Genomic DNA, 19833 nt, shown 5'->3' with positions numbered 1-19833 from the left:
ATTCAAATTGTTAAAGAGCGTCACGCTTATCGCGTTGAGGAGGCGCATCTTACGCTCCTCACTTCGAAAGTCAAGCGGTTGTTTTCGCTTTTCTTTCGGCGCCCACTTCGCTAGGAAGCTGGCTCATCAGTTCGGCGTGTTCCGCCGTGCTGGTAGGGGCGCATTATAGGGAGCCGCGCCGGGATGACAAGGGCTTTTTGTAAAAATGAGTTCGTTTGCTGAAAAAGCAGGCTGAACCTCATGAAATGCGAGTTTTAGCCCCGTTTCATGCCGCTTTTTTGTTCACCCCATCGGTCTGAGCCTGGATGTAGTTGACCCAGCTGGTCGCCCGCTGTTGCCAGTTATCCTGCTGTTGCAGCTCGCGAGCCAGCTCCAGCGCCTGGGCATACTGCTCCTTATTAAGGTGTGCCTGCACCAGCAGCGCCTTGGCTCTATTGCCCTGCTCACCCTTGGCTGACTTCATGGCTACCAGCTGAGTCATGGCGGCTTCTGTCTTGCCTTGTTGCAGCAGCAGCTCAGCGACGCGCATGGCCGCCTTGGGCTGGGCATGCTGTTTTGCGAGCAGTTGCCAGCTATCTACCGCCTTGGGCCACTCGCGGGCACCTTCCCACAACTGGGCCAGCAGTTGCTGGTTCTCGGCACTCGCCTTCATCTGTCCCTTCGCCATGGCGGCTTCCAGCAGACGGGCGCCGCGATAGGGTAGCCCCTGCCAGGCATAGAGCCGGATCAGCTGATTGCGGGCGGCCGCATCGTCCATCAACTGACGATCGATGGCGGTCTGCAACAGCCCCAGCGCCTGGTCCCCACGCTTGGCGGAGAGATTGAGCGAAACGGCCTGTTGCCACCATTTGCTCTCTTTGGGTTCATGACGCACCAGCTCTTGCGCCTGCTCTGCCGCAGCGCCATAACGTTGCAGGGCGGTGAGGGCGGAGAGGCGAATGATCGCCGTCTGCTTGTGCCAGCCTTTCTTCAGCAACTGCTCGCTCTGGCTGACCGCCTCGCCATATTGCTTGTTGTGGTAATAGAGGCCGGCCAGACGCAGGCGCAAGGCATCGTCAGACTTGAGTGCCAGTGCGGCCTTGTAGCTGGCGATGGCGCCGGACCAGTTGGATTGCTGTGCCTGGATATCCCCGCGCAGACGCAGCAACTGGAGCTGCTGCTGCTCGGGCCACTCTTTATAGGCCAGCGCCAGTTCCACGTAGCGACTCGCCTGCGCGGTCTGCTGCAAGTTGGCCGCCAGTGAGGCCTGCAACTGAGCCAGCCAGGCGCGCTCGGCATCGGAGCCAGGCTTGAGCCCGGTCGCCTTGTTCTGGGCCTGTTGCCACTGACCCGACTGATAGAGCTTCATCACAGGCTCCAGCTGACGGGAGAAATGAGGGCTCACTTCCATGGCCAGACAGGCTTGGCTGACCAAGGCCAGCAGACAGATCCAGATCCGCAACATGGTTACGACTCCAATTTGAATTTGAGATTGATGGTTTGCACCAGCTTGTCGGTGGCACCCGGTCTTGGCTGGTAGCGCCATTTGCTGACGGCCTGAATCGCCGCCCGCTCGAACTGTCGCTTGGGCTTGGCGTCGATCACTTCCACATCCTGTACCCGCCCCTCGGCATCGACGCTGAAGCGCAGGGTCACCGAGCCTTCTATGCCGGCCTGCTGGGCCCGATAGGGATAGACGGGCTCGACCCGCTGCAAGGGGGTCAGCATGTCACCGACACCTATGCCCACGCCTTGAGACTGACCATGGAAGCTGCCGCTCGCCACCGGGGTGGGGCTGGTTGCGACCCCGGGGGCAGATACCTGCACCGCGCTCAGGCTGGAAACCAGATCCAGGCTCGGCTGCACCGAAGGCAGCGGCGCCGCCGCCGGCATGGGCATTGGCGTGGACGCCAGGGCGGCGGGTGGCTCCGGCAAGGGTTCCGGCTCCTGAGGTACCGGGCGCTCGCGCACCTGCACCTCGTTCACCTCGGTCTGCATGTTGATGACAATGGCTTTCTGCTCGGACGAGGCCTTCTCTCCCCGGGGAGGTTCCACCAGGGTGGCCATGAACAGCAGGATCGCCAGACTGAGGACAACCCCCAGCCCCAGGCTCATCAGCTTGAACTTCATTTCGGCGCCACCGCCACGGCGATATTGGCGATGCCTGCCGCCTTGGCTTCATCCATCACCCGCACTACCTTGCCGTGAGGCACCCGCTCATCGGCCTGGATCACCAGGCTGGCATCGGGCTGCTCCGACAACAGACGGGCCAGGCTGGCCTGCACCCGCTCCACATCCACCTGTTTGCGGTCGAGGAAGATCTGCCCCTGGGCGCCGATCGCCAGCATGATGCTGGAGGACTTTTGCGCCTTGGCCTGGCTCGCCTGGGGCCTGTGCACCTCGAGCCCGGCTTCCCGTACGAAGGAGGTGGTCACGATGAAGAAGATCAGCATGATGAACACGATATCCAGCATGGGAGTCATGTCGATCTGCACTTCATCACGCTGGCGTTTGGATTGCCGTCTCATTGCATTACCTTCTCTTCTCGCAGGCCGTCCCGGGTCTTGGCCAGCGCACGCTTGGCCTGGCTCTCGAGACGACTGAGTAACAACACGCCGGAGAGCGCCACCACCATGCCTGCCATGGTGGGAATGGTGGCGCGGGAGATCCCGCCCGCCATGCTCTCCGGGTTAAAGCGGTTGGCGGCGGCCAACGCATCGAATACGCCTATCATGCCGGTCACAGTGCCGAGCAGGCCCAGCATGGGGCAGAGCACTACCAGGGTGCGGATGAAGATCAGATGGCGGTTGAGCTCGAGTTCGGCCTCGGCCAGCCAGCGGCTGCGGATCGCCTTGGCGTGCCAGCTGTGGCGCTCGCTGCGTCCCTGCCAGCGGCCGAACAACTGCCGCTGCAGCGGGCCGAAGCCCAGGTTGAGGTAGAGCAGCCGCTCGATCATCAAAATCCACATCAGCACCAGCAAGGCCAGGATGACCCAGAGCACGGGGCCGCCACGGCCCATGAAGCTCTGCAACTGTTGCCAGATGTCGACCATCATGCCACCCGCTCCATCCCGTCCCCGTTATTCTCGGCCCGCTCGGCCAGAATACCGGCGACCTGCTGCTCCAACACATTGGAGAGCTCGGTGAAACGGGATTGCAGCAGGCTGTGGGCCAGGATCAGCGGAATGGCGGCCACCAGCCCCTGCACCGTGGTGATCAGCGCCATGGAGATGCCGCCCGCCATGATCTTGGGATCGCCGGTGCCGAACTGGGTGATGGCCTGGAAGGTGCCTATCATGCCGGTGACAGTACCGAGCAGCCCCAGCATGGGGGCGATGGCGGCGATCACCTTGACCATGCCGATGCCACGCTCCATCCGGGGCGTCTCCTGCAGTATGGCCTCGTCCAGCCTCAGTTCGAGCGTCTCCATGCTCAGCTCGGGATGCTGTTCCGCTACCGTCAGCACCCGACCGAGGGCGTTGTCGGCGTGGTATTCGCCACTCTTGAGCTGGCGACGCACCAGGGTCAGTTCACGAGAGAGGGTCCAGAGCCGTACGGCGGCAATGCCGAGGCCGATGGCGGCCAGCAGCACTATGATGGCGCCCACCTGGCCCCCTTGCTGGACTTGCTGCCAGAAGGTCGGTGCCTGGGCCAGCATCTCGAGCAGGACGCCGTGGGAGGGATCCAGCGGCAACGCCTCGCCTTCCTTGCCCTGATAAGCGCTCAGCTCGGACAGCAAGCCACCGGGCAGCCCCAGTACCGGGCTCAGCCCTTCGCCGCTCGGTTGCAGGAAGCCTTCGCTGCCAAACAGCGCGAAGCTGCCTACCCGGGTCAGCGACTGCTCACTGGCCGCCCCCTGGGCATCCAGCACCTTGCCGTTGAACTGGACAACCCGGCCCGACTCGCGGATCTCCTGCAACAGGGTGGCAGGCAGCAGGGCGAGGGCGGCGCGATCCGGCACCTGCTTGTCCTGGGCCATCGCCTTCAAGGCAGTCAGACGATCCGGATACTGACCCTGCACCGAGGAGTCCCCCAGCAGCTTGACCGCGTCGCTGGCGCCCTGACGGGTCACCGCGAAGATCTCGTTCATGTCGCCGGAAGCTTGCTCCCACCGGGTGTTGAGCTCGACCAGCTGCTTTTCATTGCTGGCAAACTGGCTGGCCAGCTCCTTGCTCAGGCGCTGGGCCTCGGCCAGCCTGGCACGGGCACTGTTCAATTCGGTGGAGACAGACGCCAGATCCTGCTGTGCCTGTTGCTCGCGGGCCTGTTCCTGCTGCTGCCACTCTTCATTGGCAAGGGCCAGCTGGGAGCAGAGGGAGAGGGTGATCAGAAGGGGGAACCATTTCATGACTGAGCCTCCTGGCTACGGGCGACAGACAGGGGCACATGCAACAGTTGCGGGACTTTCTTGTCGGCCGCCATGTCCAGCGCATCGGCAAGGGGGGTGAGCCACTCGCTATCCAGCGGTAACCAGCTCTTGCTCTCGGCGGACCAGCGCCAGGCCTGGGAGCGATCGGCGGTCATCGCCAGCAGGGAGACGCGGCCCAGCGCCAGCACATCGACCCGACGCTCGGCACCATCCAGCTCCAGCTGAGCGGGATAGGCATCCATCCTGCTGCCGTATTCGGCTTCGATCTGGTAGGCCTGCAGCAGCTGGCGGAACTTCTCCGCCTCGCTCACGTCCGCCCGGGCCAGGGTCACCTTCAACTGCTCGACCCGCGCCAGACGGTCCTCCTTGCGCAGGGGAATGTCATTCTGCACCAGCTGATCCAGATCCGCCTGCATCTGCAACATCAGCGGGATCAGGCCCTGCCGGGTCTCTTGTACCGCTTCCAGCTGTTGAGTGAGCTTGCCCAGCTCATTCTGCTGATCGGCCACCAGAGACTGCATGTAGCTGTTGTAGGCTTCCAGATCCCGCAGTTGCAGCTGGGCATTTTGCAGCTCCAGCCGGGCGGCAACGGCGGCATCGGCCGCCTTTTCTACGCGCTGCTGGGAGGCTTTCCCATCCGCGATGCTGTTTTTCAGTGCGGGCGCGACCAAATCGTCTGCCGAGGCGACGAAATGAACGGCCAATGGCAACAAGGCCAGACCCCAGATCTTTTTCATGGTACACAATCTTAACAATGATAACTATTCTCATTGTCTCAAAGAGTCGTGCCAGTGGCAATCAGATGATTTTCTTGGCCTGTGGCCGAAAAAACAGGATACTTTTTAGACAAGCACGGGAACAACTGGCGTTGGTAGTCACAACACCATTTTAAATAACTAAAAAATGTCTTTTCGATCAGGATGATAAGTGGTCGAAGAAGGAGACTTACATGTTTAACGATGCGATCTGGGAACACATAGATCGGTTCACCAAGGCCAAGAAAACCAGCGATATCCAGCAGCAACTGGAGCGCTTCAGCCATCAGATGGGATTTGATTACTTCAGGTTGCTGATCATTTTCCCCATCAGCATGCAGAAATCACACGTGGCCTTGTTCAACAACTGCCCGACCAGCTGGTTTGATGCCTACACGGAGCGGCACTACCTGACCCAGGATCCTGTGGTCTTCCTTGGCCTGAAGCAGACCCAGCCCATCTTCTGGAACAAGCTAGACTGCGACTCCCCCTGGCTGCCCAGCGCCAGCCGGGAGGTGATGAACCTCGCCGCCGACTTTGGCGTGAGAAACGGTGTCTCCTTCCCGCTGCACACGCCCCAGGGGGAACATGGCATCCTCTCCTTCATCAGCAAGGAAAAATCCAACTCCGACCTGATGTTTGAAAACGTTCCCATGCTGTCATTTTGTGCCAGCTACATCTTCAACGCGGCACTGCAGCTGATAAAGAGCAGGCCGGACCTGATGAAGCATCTGGCCGAGCTGTCGGATCGGGAGAAGGAGTGCCTGTTCTGGGCCAGCGAGGGCAAGACCTCCTGGGAGATAGCCACCATACTCGGCATCAGCGAGCGCACCGTGAACTTCCACCTCAATCAGGTCACCAACAAGACGGATTCGAAGAACCGCAACCAGGCGATCGCCAAGAGCATCTCCAGCGGCATCATAGTGCCTTCGCTGAACGACGTGACCATCACCAACCTGCGGCTCTCCTGAGCCGGTCCGCAGCAACAAAAAGAGCCGCAACAGCGGCTCTTTTTTTATGTCTGACAAAGGCTTATTCCACTGTCACGGATTTCGCCAGGTTGCGCGGCTGATCCACGTCGGTGCCCTTGATCAGGGCGACGTGGTAGGAGAGCAGCTGCAACGGCACCGTATAGACGATCGGCGCAATCATCTCTTCCACGTGGTTCAGGCTCATCACCCTCATGGTCTCGTCGCTCTTGAAGCCGGCGTCGGCATCGGCGAACACGTAGAGGATGCCGCCACGGGCACGCACCTCTTCCACGTTGGACTTGAGCTTCTCCAGCAGATCGTTGTTCGGTGCCACCACTATGATGGGCATCTCGGCATCGATCAGCGCCAGCGGGCCGTGCTTGAGCTCACCGGCGGCATAGGCCTCGGCATGGATGTAGGAGATCTCTTTCAGCTTGAGCGCCCCCTCCATGGCGATGGGGTACTGGCTGCCGCGGCCGAGGAAGAGGCTGTGGTGCTTGTCGGCGAACTCTTCGGCCAGGGTCTCGATCTGCTTGGCCAGGGCCAGGCTCTCCTTGATGCGCAGTGGCAGGGCTTGCAGCGCCTTGACCAGTTCGGCTTCGGCCTCAGCACTCAGGTTGCCACGGCAGTGACCGACGGAGGCCACCAGCATCAGCAGACCGGCCAGCTGGGTGGTGAAGGCCTTGGTGGAGGCGACGCCAATCTCGGCACCGGCCCGGGTCATAAAGGCCAAGTCAGATTCCCGCACCAGGGAGGAGCCCGGCACGTTGCAGATGGCGAGCGAGCTCATGTAACCGGACTCCTTGGCCAGGCGCAGGGCGGCCAGGGTGTCGGCGGTCTCGCCGCTCTGGGACAGGGTCACCAGCAGACTGTTGGGGCGCACCACCGACTTGCGATAGCGGAACTCGGAGGCGATCTCAACGTCGCAGGAGACGCCGGCTATCTCTTCAAACCAGTAGCGGGCCACCATGCCGGAGTTGTAGGAGGTGCCGCAGGCCACGATCTGGACGTGCTCCACCTTGTCGAAGATGGAGCGCGCGCCGTTGCCGAACGACTCGACCACCACGTGATCGCTGCCCAGACGCCCTTCCAGGGTGTTGGTGATGGCCTTGGGCTGCTCGTAGATCTCCTTGAGCATGTAGTGGCGGTACTCGCCCTTGTCACCGGCGTCGTGGGAGAGCTCGGACTCCAGCTCCTCGCGCACCACGGCATTGCCCTGGGTATCGAAGATGTGCACGTCGCGGCGGGTCACTTCGGCCACATCCCCCTCTTCCAGGAAGATGAAGCGACGGGTCACCGGCAGCAGGGCCATCTGATCGGAGGCGATGAAGTTCTCGCCGATGCCGCGGCCGATCACCAGGGGCGAGCCGGAGCGGGCCACCACCACGCGGCTGTCGTCACGGCTGTCCATCACCACAGTGCCGTAGGCACCGCGCAGCTGCTTCACCGTGACCTGCATGGCGGCCAGCAGGCTGGGGGCGGATTTCAGCTCATGGTGCACCAGGTGGGCGATCACCTCGGTGTCGGTGTCTGAGGTGAACTCGTAACCCATGCCCTGCAACTGGGTGCGCAGCTCTTCGTGGTTCTCTATGATGCCGTTGTGCACCACCACTATATGCTCGGAGACGTGGGGGTGGGCATTACGCTCGGACGGCTCGCCATGGGTCGCCCAGCGGGTGTGGGCTATGCCGGTGCCGCCGTGGACGGACTGCTCTTCCAGCGCCTTGGCCAGCTCGGCCACCTTGCCGAGGCGGCGTACCCGCTGCAGCGGCTGGCTGGCGCTGAACACGGCCACCCCGGCGGAGTCATAGCCGCGGTATTCCAGACGGCGCAGGCCTTCTACCAGGATTTCAGCCACATCACGTTGGGCCACTGCCCCGACGATGCCACACATAGACTTCTCCTTGAAATGTAAGACGTTAATTCGATTGGATAATAGATGTTTGGGTCAAACCGCCACGGGGGCGCAGATCAGTGCTATCCCCCTGGCTTGAATCTGTGCTCTGGCCTCGCTGTCCAGCCCCTCGTCGGTCACCAGGGTATGGATGCTGGACCAGGGCAGCTCGAGATTGGGGATCTTGCGGCCTATCTTCTCCGACTCGACCATGACGATGACCTCGCGGGACACCTCGGCCATCACACGGGAGAGGCCCACCAGCTCGTTGAAGGTGGTGGTGCCTCGCTCCGGGTCTATGCCGTCGGCGCCGATGAACAGCTGGTCGAAGTCGTAGGAGCGCAGCACCTGCTCCGCCACCTGACCCTGGAAGGATTCGGAGTGGGGATCCCAGGTACCGCCGGTCATCAGCAGGGTGGGCTCGTTCTCCAGCTCGCGCAGGGCGCCGGCCACGTTGAGGGAGTTGGTCATCACGATGAGACCGCGCTTGCTGCCCAGCATGGGGATCATGGCGCTGGTGGTGCTGCCGCTGTCGATGATGACGCGGTTGTGATCGCGGATGCGCTCGGCGGCGGCACGGGCTATGGCCAGCTTTCGTTTCGAAACTTGATCCGGATTGCTGTCCACCACCATCTCGCTCGGCAGGGGCACGGCACCACCGTAACGACGCAGCAGCAGGCCGCCTGTCTCCAGCACGGCCAGATCCTTGCGGATGGTCACTTCCGAGGTGGAGAAGTGCTTGGCCAGGGCATCGACGCTGACTTCGCCCTGTTCCTGCACCAGGGTCACTATGGTGTGACGGCGCTGTTGTGTGTTGCGTTTGGTCATCTTAAAGTTTCGATTCGAAAGAATGGCGAAATATTAATACCTTTTTTGGAAAAATCAAACGGCAAATAGGATCCGATTTGGTTCGATGCCAGAATGGTCAGGCCGATTTATGACGAGGACGCCATGCAAAAACGAGTCATCTGGCTGGTGGAAGATGAGGCCAGCATCGCCGACACCCTGATCTATGCCCTGCAGACCGATGGTTTCGAGGTGGAGTGGTTCCCCCTCGGCCAGCCGTTGCTGGCGCGACTGGAACAGACGCGACCGGATTTTCTGATCCTGGATGTGGGGTTGCCAGACATCGGCGGCTTCGAGCTGTGCAAGCGGGTGCGGGCCCTGACCGACACGCCCCTGATGTTTCTCACCGCCCGCAGCGAGGAGATAGACAGGTTGATCGGGCTGGAAATCGGGGCCGACGACTATGTGGCCAAGCCCTTCTCGCCACGGGAGGTGTGCGCCAGGGTGAGGGTGATACTGCGCCGCAGCCAGCCCATAATCCCCCAACCGAGCCAATTGCTGGCGCTGGACGAGGAGCGGGCCCGCATCTGCTTCCACGGTCAGCCCCTGACCCTCACCCGCTACGAATACCTGCTGCTCAAGACTCTGATGCAGGCGCCGGGCCGGGTCTACTCCCGCCAGCAGCTGATGGATCTGGTGTGGAGCGGGGCCGAAGAGAGCCTGGATCGCACTGTCGACACCCACATCAAGACCCTGCGCGCCAAGCTGCGGGAGCGGGACGCCGAGGCCAATCTTATCCTGACCCACCGCGGGCTGGGCTACAGCCTGGAGCTGGCATGAACCACAGGGGATCGCAACGGCCAGGCAGGCCAGGGCAGCGGAACCACAGAGGGGGACGGCCATGAGGATAGGGTTGCAACTGCTGTGCGGTCTGGTGCTCATCTTCGCGCTGGCTGCCTGGTTCGTGCTGGAGATCTTCGTCGAGGAGATCAAACCCGGGGTGCGCAGTGCCACCGAGGATACCCTGGTGGACATGGCCCAGCTGCTGGCCCCCCTGGCCCTGGACGATCTACAGGAGGGGAAGATGGCGGATGGCCGGCTGGCCAGCGCCTTTGCCCGCCTCAACCAGAGCCCCATCAACGCCCTGATCGACGGTCATCTCAAGCAGCAGGCCGAGTACCGCATCTATGTGGTCGACGCCAAGGGTAAGGTGGTCTATGACTCGGACGGGGTGGATCTGGGCAAGGACTACTCCCGCTGGAACGACGTCTACCGCACCTTGCGCGGGGAGTATGGCGCCCGCAGCACCCGCAGCGATCCTGACGATCCCGCCAGCTCGGTGATGCACGTGGCCGCCCCCCTGCGCGAAGGGGACGAGATCCTGGGTTCCCTCACTGTCGCCAAGCCCAACCGCACCCTGCTGCCCATGATAGAGCGCAGCGAGCACCAGCTGTTGCAGGGGGCAGCCCTGCTGCTCTGCCTCTCGCTGCTGATCGGCGCCCTGCTGGTGTGGTGGCTCACCCGCGCCATCGGCAAGCTGGTGCACTATGCCGATGCGGTCAGTCAGGGCCAGCCCGCCAGCCTGCCGAGGCTCCACAGCCCGGAGCTGGACCGGCTCGGCCACTCCCTCGAGACCATGCGCCGCCAGCTGGACGGCAAATCCTATATCGAAGCCTATGTGCACAGCCTGACCCATGAGCTCAAGAGCCCGCTGGCCGCCATCCGCGGGGCAGGGGAGATCCTCGCCGAGGCACCGCCCCCCGAGGTGGCGAAGCGTTTTATCGGCAACATCAATCTGGAGACGGCCCGCATGCAGCAACTGATCGAGCGCATGCTGCAGCTGGCGCGCCTCGAATCGGGGCAGGGGCTGGACAGACAGGCCATAGCCCCCGCCACACTGGGCAGGCGGGCTCTGGATGCCCGCCAGATAGTCGCTGCCCGTCGTCAGGTGGCCCTGGCGGCAGAGCTCGCCGACGCCCCCAGGCAGAAGTGGGATCCCCTGCTGGTGGAGCAGGCCCTGGGCAACCTGCTGGACAACGCCCTCGATTTCTCACCCGCCGGGGGTCAGATCCGGCTGAGCGGCGCCCTGAAGCAAGGGGGCTACTGCTTCCGGGTGCGGGATCAGGGACCCGGCATCCCGGACTATGCGCTGCCGAGGATCTTCGAGCGCTTCTACTCCCTGCCCAGACCCGACAAGGGCAAGAGCAGCGGCCTCGGGCTCAGCTTTGCCGCCGAAGTGGCTCGCCAGCACTGCGGCCGGCTGACCCTGGGCAACCAGCCGGAAGGCGGAGTGCTGGCCGAGCTCTGGCTGCCTGCCGGCTAGGGGACTTCACACTGAACACACAGAGCAGGGCTAAGCTGCGCCTTCTCAGATAGGGTCCCGCCCGGACCCGTCGATACGCGTTCTGATGAATCAAGGAGATGTTCATGTCCCGCATTCTGTTGTCCGGCCTGCTTGCCGCCGGCCTCTTCTGTGCCTTGCCCGCCAGCGCCACCACGGGTTGCCTGCTGTTTGCCGATGGCAGCGGCAAACCCCTCAGCGCCCAGGGTGACTGCGCCAGCCAGCTGACGCCCGCCTCCACCTTCAAGATCCCCCTCGCGCTGATGGGCTATGAGAGCGGCTTCCTGGTGGATGAACAGTTGCCTGCCCTGCCATTCAAAGCCGGTGACCCTGACTTCCTGCCAGAATGGAAGCAGACCACCACCCCGAGCAACTGGATGAAATTCTCGGTGATCTGGTATTCCCAACGCCTCACCGAGTGGCTGGGAGAGGCGCGCTTCCAGCAATACGTCGACCGCTTCGACTACGGCAACCGGGAGCTCTCGGGCAACCCGGGCAAGCACGACGGTCTGACCCAGGCCTGGCTCAGTTCCAGCCTCGCCATCAGCCCCCAGGAGCAGGCCCGCTTCCTCGGCAAGCTGGTGAGCGGCAAGCTGCCGGTCTCCGCCGAGGTGGTGCGCCGCACCAGCACACTGCTGCGTCAGCCCGACATCGATGGCTGGCAGATCCACGGCAAGACCGGCATGGGCTACCCCAAGCTGCTGGATGGCAGCCTCAACCGGGATCAGCAGATCGGCTGGTTCGTCGGCTGGGCCAGCAAGCAGGACAAGAAGCTCATCTTCGTGCACACAGTGGTGCAAAAACCCGGCAAGCAGTTCGCGTCCCTCAGGGCAAAGGAAGAGGTGTTTGCCGCCTTGCCAACAGAGCTGAAGAAACGCTGATCCCCAACCGGCGCCTGGCGCCGGTTTTTTTATCCCCCTTCACTCCCACTTCACAGGGCCCCATCCCCGCTTCACCCGACCCCGGCACACTCGACCCCATCAACAAGGAGAGGCGTCATGGTCAAACAGATATTCACCCACAAGATAGTGCTGCTGCTGTTGCTCAGCCTGCTGCTGATGATCCCCGTTCACTCCATCATGGAGCTGAACCGGGAGCGCCAGGCCTACCGCAGCCAGGCCATCCACAGCATCATGACAAGCCACAGCGGTCCGCAGCGCTTACTGGGGCCTGTGCTGGTGCAACCCTATACCCGGGCCATCACCGTCGAGCAGGATGGCAAGCGCTTCGTGCGCGAGGAGCGGGTCTATCGCTACCTGCTGCCGGACAGGCTGGATGTGCGGGCCAGCATGGAGGTCACCCCGCGCAAGCTCGGCATCTATCAGGCCCAGGTCTATCACAGCCGGCTCTCCCTCTCCGGCCGGTTGCCGGCCAGTCTGGCCGACAAGGCGCTGGTGGCTGGCAACCCGGATCTCAGCTTCGACGCCGCGGATCCCGCCCTGGTCCCGGGCAAACCCTACCTCAGCCTGGTGCTGTCCGATGCCCGCGGCATCAGCAGCGTGCCCGAGCTGAAGCTGGGAGAGCGGCGCATTCCGTTCGCCCCCGGCGCCCTGCTGGGTGACGGTCTGGCCGGTATCCATGCCCCGCTCGACAGCCTGCCCGGGGAAGATGGCCGCTTTCACATCGAGCTGAACCTGCAGGGCATGAACGCGCTTGAGGTGGTGCCGATCGGCCAGGACAGCCGATTCAACCTGAGTGGCAACTGGCCCCATCCCAACTTCATCGGCGATTTTCTGCCCGGCAACCGCACCCTGAACGATCAGGGGTTCGACGCCAGCTGGCAGACCAGCTGGTTTGCCACCGACATGGAGCGGCGCTTCACCCGCATGATGAAGGGGGCGGGGAGCGATTTGCCCACCTTCAGCGTCAGCCTGGTGCAGCCGGTGGATCACTATCAGCAGAACGAGCGGGCCGCCAAATACGCCCTGCTGTTCATCGGCCTCACCTTCCTCAGTTTCTTCATGTTCGAGCTGCTCAAGGGGCTGCGGGTGCACCCGATCCAGTACGCCCTGGTGGGCATGGGGCTGGCCATCTTCTATCTGGTGCTGCTGGCGCTGACCGAGCACCTCGGCTTTGGCTGGGCTTATCTGGTCGCCAGCCTCGCCAGCGTGTCGCTCAACGGCTTCTACCTCAGCCATGTGCTGGGTGGTCCGCGTCAGGGCCTCGGCTTCGCGGCCCTGCTCGGGCTGGTCTACGCCATACTGTTCGGGCTGCTGCAGGCCGAGGAGATAGCCCTGCTGCTCGGTGCCCTGCTGCTGTTTGCCATACTGACGCTTGTCATGGTGCTGACCCGCAAGCTGGACTGGTATGGGGTGATGGGCAACCCGCCGCCTTCCTCTTCCCCAAGCCAGGAGAGCTGAAAACAAAACCGGCGCCCTGAGGGCGCCGGTTTCATTTCATTGACTGGGCATCACTTCTTCTTGACCGGGCGGGCCCAGTTCTTGATGTGACGCTGGGGCACCCGGGTGATCACCAGCTCGTGCTCGGCCACATCCTTGGTGATGGTGGAACCCGCACCCAGGGTGGCGCCCTTGCCGATGCGCACCGGCGCCACCAGCTGGGTATCGGAGCCGACGAAGACGTCATCCTCTATGATGGTCTGGAACTTGTTCACCCCATCATAATTACAAGTAATGGTACCGGCACCTATGTTCACCTTGGCGCCTATGTCCGCATCCCCCAGGTAGGTCAGGTGACCACACTTGGAGCCGACCCCGAGCCGGGATTTCTTCATCTCGACGAAGTTGCCGACATGGGCATCCTGCTCCAGCACGGCACCCGGGCGCAGACGGGCGAAGGGGCCGACCGAGCACTGATCGGCCACCAGCGCGCCCTCGATGACGGAGTAGGGTTTCACCTCGCTGTGATCCCCAATCTCGCAATCCTTCAGCACGGCGCCGGCACCTATGCGCACATGGTTGCCGAGTTTGACCTTGCCCTCGATGATGACGTTGACGTCGATTACCACTTCCTCCCCTATCTCCAGCGTGCCGCGCAGATCGAAGCGGGCCGGATCGATCAGGGTGACGCCGGCGATCATCAGCCTCTCGGCCTGCATCTGCTGATAGCTGCGCTCGAGGGCCGCCAGCTGGACCCGGTTGTTGGCCCCTTCCACCTCCATGGCGCTGTCCGGATGGACGGCGGCAATGGCGCAACCATCCCCATGGGCCATGGCGATCACGTCGGTGAGATAGAACTCCCCCTGGGCGTTCTTGTTGTCCAGACGGGACAGCCAGCCACGCAGCTGGGCGCCATTGGCCACCAGCACACCGGTATTCACCTCGCGGATGGCGAGCTGTTCGGCGTTGGCATCCTTCTGCTCGACTATGCCGACTACCTGGCCGTTTTCACGGACGATACGGCCATAGCCGGTGGGGTTATCCAGCACCACTGTCAGCAGCGCCATGCCGTCGTCGGTCTTGGCGGCCAGCAGCCGTTGCAGGGTCTCGGGCTGGATCAGCGGGGTGTCTCCGTACAGCACCAGCACGTCATCTTCGTCCTGCCAGAACGGGATCGCCTGGGCGACGGCATGGCCGGTGCCCAACTGCTGTGCCTGCAATACCCAGTTGAGATCCGGGGCGGCAATCCGCTCCTTGAGCAGCTCGGCGCCGTGGCCATAGACCAGGTGCAACTGTTCGGCACCTATCTGGCGAGCGGTGTCGATCACATGGGACACCATGGGTTTGTTGGCGACAGGGTGCAGCACCTTGGGCAGAACGGAACGCATGCGAGTACCTTTACCCGCAGCCAGGATCACGACGTTGAGAGACATAGCCAGCCTTTGAAACATGAGGAAATACCCGGCGGAGTCTATCCAACGGGCAAAAAAAAAGCGACCCGAAGGTCGCTTTTTGCATCACCGTGATTAGCGGTAATTCTTTTTGACGATATCGATAACCCGCAGTTGGGCCATCGCTTTGGACAGCTCGGCAGATGCCTGCGCATAGTCGATATCACCATGGGAGCTGTGGATCCGCTCTTCGGCACGACGCTTGGCTTCCTGGGCTTTCGCCTCATCCAAGTCTTTGGCACGAATGGCGGTATCGGCCAGCACGGTCACGGACTCGGGTTGCACTTCCAGCATACCGCCGGAGATGTACAACACCTCTTCGCTACCATTTTGCTTGATCAAGCGGACCAGGCCCGGCTTGATGGCAGTCAGCAACGGAGCATGACCGTGGCGGAGACCCAGCTCACCCTCGGAGCCTGTTACCTGGGCCGATTGCACGCGACCGGAAAACAGTTTCCCTTCGGCGCTCACCACATCCAGGTGAAAGGAGATCATCTCAGCCATGGGCCCTCCTATCGAGGCTTACAGTTTCTTGGCTTTCTCGACGACTTCGTCGATGCTGCCAACCATGTAAAACGCCTGCTCGGGCAGATCGTCGTACTCGCCTTTCAGGATGCCCTGGAAACCACGGATGGTCTCTTTCAGCGGCACGTATTTGCCGGAAGAACCGGTAAATACTTCGGCCACGAAGAACGGCTGGGACAGGAAACGCTCGATCTTACGGGCACGGGATACGGTCAGTTTGTCTTCTTCTGACAGTTCATCCATACCCAGGATGGCGATGATGTCCTTCAGCTCTTTGTAGCGCTGCAGCACGATCTGCACACCACGAGCGGTCTCGTAGTGTTCCTTGCCTACCACCAGCGGATCCAGCTGACGGGAGGTGGAGTCCAGCGGGTCAACGGCCGGGTAGATACCCAGTGCCGCGATCTGACGGGACAGAACTATGGTCGCATCCAGGTGGGCGAAGGTGGTCGCCGGAGACGGGTCGGTCAAGTCATCCGCAGGCACGTAAACGGCCTGGACTGAAGTGATGGAACCAGTCTTGGTGGAGGTGATACGTTCTTGCAGAACACCCATCTCCTCGGCCAGGGTCGGCTGGTAACCTACTGCAGAAGGCATACGGCCCAGCAGTGCGGATACCTCGGTACCGGCCAGGGTGTAACGGTAGATGTTGTCCACGAAGAACAGCACGTCACGACCCTCGTCACGGAACTTCTCGGCCATGGTCAGACCGGTCAGCGCGACGCGCAGACGGTTTCCGGGCGGCTCGTTCATCTGACCGTAAACCAGAGATACTTTGTCCAGTACGTTGGACTCCATCATCTCGTGGTAGAAGTCGTTACCCTCACGGGTACGCTCACCCACACCGGCGAATACAGAGTAACCACTGTGTTCGATCGCGATGTTACGGATCAGCTCCATCATGTTGACGGTCTTGCCTACACCGGCACCACCGAACAGACCGACCTTACCACCCTTGGCGAACGGACAAACCAGGTCGATAACCTTGATGCCGGTCTCCAGCAGCTCGGCACTGTTGGACTGATCTTCGTAGCTGGGGGCTTCGCGGTGGATGGACCAACGCTCTTCTTCGCCGATCGGACCCTTCTCGTCGATGGGCTCGCCCAGTACGTTCATGATACGACCCAGGGTCGAGGTACCAACCGGTACCTGGATGGCCTTGCCGCTGTTAACTACTTCCAACCCACGACGCAGACCGTCGGAGGAACCCATGGTGATGCAACGAACGACGCCGCCGCCGATCTGTTGCTGAACTTCCAGTACCAGACCCTGGCCTTGGCCTTCGCTGATGACTTTCAGTGCATCGTACACCTGGGGCACGGCATTCTGCGGGAACTCGATGTCCACAACAGCGCCGATGATTTGGACGATGAAACCGTTACTCATGTCAAATCCTCTAAACCTTTGATAACCCTTGCCTTACACCGCAGCAGCACCGGATACGATCTCTGTCAGTTCCTGGGTAATACTGGCCTGACGGGCCTTGTTGTACACCAGTTGCAGATCGTTAATCAGGTTGCCGGCGTTGTCAGTCGCGGCTTGCATGGCAACCATTCGGGCTGCCTGTTCACTTGCCAAGTTTTCTACCACACCCTGGTACACCTGGGATTCGACGTAGCGAATCAACAGGGTATCCAGCAGCTGCTTGGGATCCGGCTCATAGAGGTAATCCCAGTGGTGTTTCTTGGCGAGCTTGCTGTCTTCTGTTACGGGCAAAGGCAGCAGTTGATCGACTTTTGGTTGCTGAACCATGGTGTTGACGAACTTGTTGTACACCAGATACAGCCTGTCAATCTCACCGTTGTCGTAAGCCTTCAGCATGACCTTGACTGAACCAATCAGGTCATTGACGCTCGGGTTGTCACCCAGTCCGGAGACATGGGCTTTCACCTTGGCGCCGTGCCGCTCAAAGAAGTTGGAGGCTTTGCTACCGATCAGTGCCAGGTCAACCTTGGCACCTTTCGCGCTCCATTGCTTCATATCGTTGAGGGCGGCTTTGAACAGGTTGATGTTCAGGCCGCCACACAGGCCACGGTCGGTGGAGACGACGATGTAACCCACTCGCTTGACCTCACGTTCGATGAGGTAGGGGTGCTTGTATTCCAAGTTCCCCTGAGCGATATGGCCGATCACCTTGCGCATGGTTTCAGCGTACGGACGGCTGGCAGACATGCGTTCCTGCGCACGGCGCATCTTGCTGGCTGCCACCATTTCCATAGCGCTGGTGATCTTCTGAGTGTTTTTCACACTCCCGATCTTGTTACGTATCTCTTTTGCGCCGGCCATCTCTTCTCTCCATCAGGTGGCAGCTTGCGCTGCCACACACGCTTACCAGGTCTGGGTTGCCTTGAAGCTATCCAGCAACGCAGTCAGCTTGCCAACGATCGCGTCGTTGTAGTCGGCCTTGGCATTGATTTCAGCCATCAGCTCAGCATGCTGGGTATTGGCGTAAGAGAGCAGAGCGGCTTCGAAGTCGACGATCTTGCTCAGTTCGACATCGGCGAGGTAGCCCTTCTCGGCGGCGAACAGCACCAGAGACTGGTGAGCCACGCTCATCGGAGAGTACTGCTTCTGCTTCATCAGCTCGGTCACTTTCTGACCATGGTCCAGCTGCTTGCGAGTCGCATCGTCCAGATCGGAAGAGAACTGGGCGAAGGCCGCCAGCTCACGATACTGGGCCAGCGCGGTACGGATACCACCGGACAGCTTCTTGACGATCTTGGTCTGAGCGGCACCGCCCACACGGGATACTGAGATACCCGGGTCAACCGCCGGACGAATACCGGAGTTGAACAGCTGAGTGGTCAGGAAGATCTGGCCATCGGTGATGGAGATCACGTTGGTCGGAACGAACGCAGACACGTCACCGGCCTGGGTTTCGATGATCGGCAACGCGGTCAGAGAACCGGTCTGGCCAGTCACGGCACCCTTGGTGAACTTCTCGACGTACTCGACGTTGACGCGGGAAGCACGCTCCAGCAGACGGGAGTGCAGATAGAAGACGTCGCCCGGGTAAGCTTCACGTCCTGGCGGACGGCGCAGCAGCAGGGAGATCTGGCGATAGGCTACGGCCTGCTTGGACAGGTCATCATAGATGATCAGCGCGTCTTCACCGCGGTCACGGAAGTACTCACCCATGGAGCAACCGGCATAGGGAGCCAGGTACTGCAGGGCAGCCGCTTCGGAGGCAGAAGCTACGACCACTATAGTGTTGGCCAGGGCACCGTGCTCTTCCAGCTTGCGCACCACGTTGGCGATGGTGGAGGCCTTCTGGCCAATCGCAACGTAGACGCACTTAATGCCGGAGTCTTTCTGGTTGATGATGGTGTCGATCGCGATGGCGGTCTTACCAACCTGACGGTCACCGATGATCAGCTCACGCTGGCCACGACCGATAGGGATCATGGCATCGATGGCTTTCAGACCGGTCTGGACTGGCTGGTCAACAGACTTACGCTCGATAACGCCCGGGGCAATGACTTCGATCGGCGAGTAGCCGTCGTTGTCTACCGGACCCTTACCGTCGATCGGCTGACCCAGGGTGTTGACCACCCGGCCCAACAGACCACGACCGACCGGCACTTCCAGAATACGGCCGGTACCTTTTACTTTCATCCCTTCCGCCAGGTTGGCATAGGGACCCATGACAACGGCACCAACGGAGTCACGCTCCAGGTTCAATGCCAGAGCGAAGCGGTTACCCGGCAGCTCGATCATTTCACCCTGCATGGCATCGGCCAGACCGTGGATACGAATGATACCGTCGCTCACAGAGACGATGGTACCTTCGTTACGCGCTTCGCTTTTGACATCAAACTGCGCAATGCGCTGCTTGATCAGCTCGGCGATTTCAGTGGAATTCAGTTGCATGCTCTAATACCCCAATCAAGATTGCAGCGCGTCGGCCATGCGATCCAGCTTACCGCGGACCGTGCCGTCGATAACCAGATCACCGGCCTTGATGAGCACCCCGGCCATCAAGGACGCATCGATGCTGCAATTCAGCTTCACTTTGCGCGCGAGACGTTGTTCCAGAGAAGCCTGAATAGCGGCCTTCTGCTGGTCGGTCAGTTCGATCGCCGAAATCACGTCAGCCTGAACTTCTTTGTCCAGTTCAGCCTTGAGCGCGACATATTCAGCAACGACAGCCGGCAGCACACCCAAGCGACCATTCTCAGCCATCACCCGGATCAGGTTCTGACCATGCTCGTTGAGCTGCTCACCGCAGACACCGACAAACAGATTTGCCAGTTCTTCGGCGGCCACGGAGCCGTTTACCAGGTCATGGATGGTCTCGTTCTCGGCCACTTGTGCGGCGAAACCGAGCATCTCCAGCCATTGGTCAACCGCCTTGTGCTCAACGGCAAACTCGAAAGCAGCCTTGGCGTAGGGGCGAGCGATTGTAGTCAGTTCAGACATAGCCC

General features: G+C 61.4%; 19 protein-coding genes. 5 read left to right on the top strand and 14 right to left on the bottom strand.

Features of this window, described 5'->3' with window-relative positions:
• Positions 1-265: 265 nt before the first annotated feature.
• Genes G4923_RS03445 through G4923_RS03420 form a run of 6 tightly spaced genes read right to left on the bottom strand, consistent with a single transcriptional unit; the run spans position 266 to position 5084 of the window.
• Positions 266-1444, bottom strand: a complete 1179-nt coding sequence (locus G4923_RS03445; protein WP_163135508.1) for a tetratricopeptide repeat protein — start codon at positions 1442-1444, stop codon at positions 266-268.
• A gap of 2 nt (positions 1445-1446) precedes the next feature.
• On the bottom strand, positions 1447-2109 hold the full coding sequence (locus G4923_RS03440) for an energy transducer TonB (protein ID WP_163135507.1): 663 nt from the start codon (positions 2107-2109) through the stop codon (positions 1447-1449).
• A complete protein-coding gene (locus G4923_RS03435) occupies positions 2106-2507 on the bottom strand; it encodes an ExbD/TolR family protein (RefSeq protein ID WP_025328850.1) in 402 nt (133 codons plus the stop codon). Before G4923_RS03435 ends, G4923_RS03440 begins: the two co-directional genes overlap by 4 nt.
• Positions 2504-3034 carry a MotA/TolQ/ExbB proton channel family protein gene (locus G4923_RS03430; RefSeq protein WP_025328851.1) on the bottom strand — a complete coding sequence of 177 codons (531 nt, stop codon included), beginning with the start codon at positions 3032-3034 and terminating at the stop codon, positions 2504-2506. The genes G4923_RS03435 and G4923_RS03430 overlap by 4 nt, the downstream gene beginning before the upstream one ends.
• Complete coding sequence (locus G4923_RS03425; protein WP_111911341.1) at positions 3031-4326, bottom strand: MotA/TolQ/ExbB proton channel family protein; 1296 nt, start codon at positions 4324-4326, stop codon at positions 3031-3033. Before G4923_RS03425 ends, G4923_RS03430 begins: the two co-directional genes overlap by 4 nt.
• Positions 4323-5084: a DUF3450 domain-containing protein gene (locus G4923_RS03420; protein WP_162627278.1), complete on the bottom strand. Its 762-nt coding sequence runs from the start codon at positions 5082-5084 to the stop codon at positions 4323-4325. The genes G4923_RS03425 and G4923_RS03420 overlap by 4 nt, the downstream gene beginning before the upstream one ends.
• Positions 5085-5296: 212 nt before the next feature.
• Here G4923_RS03420 and G4923_RS03415 point away from each other — a divergent pair, with 212 nt between their 5' ends.
• A complete protein-coding gene (locus G4923_RS03415) occupies positions 5297-6073 on the top strand; it encodes a LuxR family transcriptional regulator (protein ID WP_106885393.1) in 777 nt (258 codons plus the stop codon).
• A gap of 61 nt (positions 6074-6134) precedes the next feature.
• Here G4923_RS03415 and glmS read toward each other — a convergent pair whose 3' ends face one another.
• Both glmS and G4923_RS03405 read right to left on the bottom strand, forming a co-directional pair.
• Positions 6135-7967 carry a glutamine--fructose-6-phosphate transaminase (isomerizing) gene (gene glmS, locus G4923_RS03410; RefSeq protein ID WP_163135506.1) on the bottom strand — a complete coding sequence of 611 codons (1833 nt, stop codon included), beginning with the start codon at positions 7965-7967 and terminating at the stop codon, positions 6135-6137.
• Between the two features lie 54 nt (positions 7968-8021).
• Positions 8022-8795, bottom strand: a complete 774-nt coding sequence (locus G4923_RS03405; protein ID WP_025328856.1) for a DeoR/GlpR family DNA-binding transcription regulator — start codon at positions 8793-8795, stop codon at positions 8022-8024.
• A gap of 123 nt (positions 8796-8918) precedes the next feature.
• Here G4923_RS03405 and blrA point away from each other — a divergent pair, with 123 nt between their 5' ends.
• The 4 genes from blrA (at position 8919) to creD (ending at position 13454) form a co-directional block, all read left to right on the top strand.
• Positions 8919-9593: a beta-lactam response regulator transcription factor BlrA gene (gene blrA / locus G4923_RS03400; RefSeq protein ID WP_163135505.1), complete on the top strand. Its 675-nt coding sequence runs from the start codon at positions 8919-8921 to the stop codon at positions 9591-9593.
• A 61-nt stretch (positions 9594-9654) separates the two neighbouring features.
• Positions 9655-11076 carry a beta-lactam sensor histidine kinase BlrB gene (blrB, locus tag G4923_RS03395; RefSeq protein WP_163135504.1) on the top strand — a complete coding sequence of 474 codons (1422 nt, stop codon included), beginning with the start codon at positions 9655-9657 and terminating at the stop codon, positions 11074-11076.
• A gap of 104 nt (positions 11077-11180) precedes the next feature.
• Entirely contained in the window at positions 11181-11975 is a 795-nt protein-coding gene (gene blaOXA, locus G4923_RS03390) for a class D beta-lactamase (RefSeq protein WP_163135503.1), read from the top strand.
• Positions 11976-12092: 117 nt separating this feature from the next.
• A complete protein-coding gene (gene creD, locus G4923_RS03385) occupies positions 12093-13454 on the top strand; it encodes a cell envelope integrity protein CreD (protein ID WP_163135502.1) in 1362 nt (453 codons plus the stop codon).
• Between the two features lie 50 nt (positions 13455-13504).
• On the opposite strand, the gene glmU is transcribed toward creD, so the two are convergent.
• From glmU to atpH, 6 genes are all read right to left on the bottom strand, one after another.
• The gene (gene glmU, locus G4923_RS03380) at positions 13505-14866 is read right to left on the bottom strand and encodes a bifunctional UDP-N-acetylglucosamine diphosphorylase/glucosamine-1-phosphate N-acetyltransferase GlmU (RefSeq protein ID WP_163135501.1); all 1362 of its coding nucleotides are present in this window, start codon (positions 14864-14866) and stop codon (positions 13505-13507) included.
• A 93-nt stretch (positions 14867-14959) separates the two neighbouring features.
• Positions 14960-15388 (bottom strand): F0F1 ATP synthase subunit epsilon, encoded by a 429-nt coding sequence (locus tag G4923_RS03375; protein ID WP_162520132.1) that lies wholly within the window; start codon positions 15386-15388, stop codon positions 14960-14962.
• 18 nt (positions 15389-15406) lie between these two features.
• Positions 15407-16795: a F0F1 ATP synthase subunit beta gene (gene atpD / locus G4923_RS03370; RefSeq protein WP_042651591.1), complete on the bottom strand. Its 1389-nt coding sequence runs from the start codon at positions 16793-16795 to the stop codon at positions 15407-15409.
• Between the two features lie 33 nt (positions 16796-16828).
• Positions 16829-17695 carry a F0F1 ATP synthase subunit gamma gene (gene atpG, locus G4923_RS03365; protein WP_041206629.1) on the bottom strand — a complete coding sequence of 289 codons (867 nt, stop codon included), beginning with the start codon at positions 17693-17695 and terminating at the stop codon, positions 16829-16831.
• 42 nt (positions 17696-17737) lie between these two features.
• Positions 17738-19279 carry a F0F1 ATP synthase subunit alpha gene (gene atpA, locus G4923_RS03360; RefSeq protein ID WP_005326253.1) on the bottom strand — a complete coding sequence of 514 codons (1542 nt, stop codon included), beginning with the start codon at positions 19277-19279 and terminating at the stop codon, positions 17738-17740.
• A gap of 15 nt (positions 19280-19294) precedes the next feature.
• The gene (gene atpH / locus G4923_RS03355) at positions 19295-19828 is read right to left on the bottom strand and encodes a F0F1 ATP synthase subunit delta (protein WP_106885386.1); all 534 of its coding nucleotides are present in this window, start codon (positions 19826-19828) and stop codon (positions 19295-19297) included.
• Positions 19829-19833: the final 5 nt, after the last annotated feature.

It is taken from the genome of Aeromonas rivipollensis (genome assembly GCF_010974825.1).
GTDB classification, from domain to species: Bacteria; Pseudomonadota; Gammaproteobacteria; order Enterobacterales; family Aeromonadaceae; genus Aeromonas; species Aeromonas rivipollensis.
Note: the sequence above shows the minus strand (reverse complement) of the source record. Positions and strands in the feature narration are given on the sequence as shown.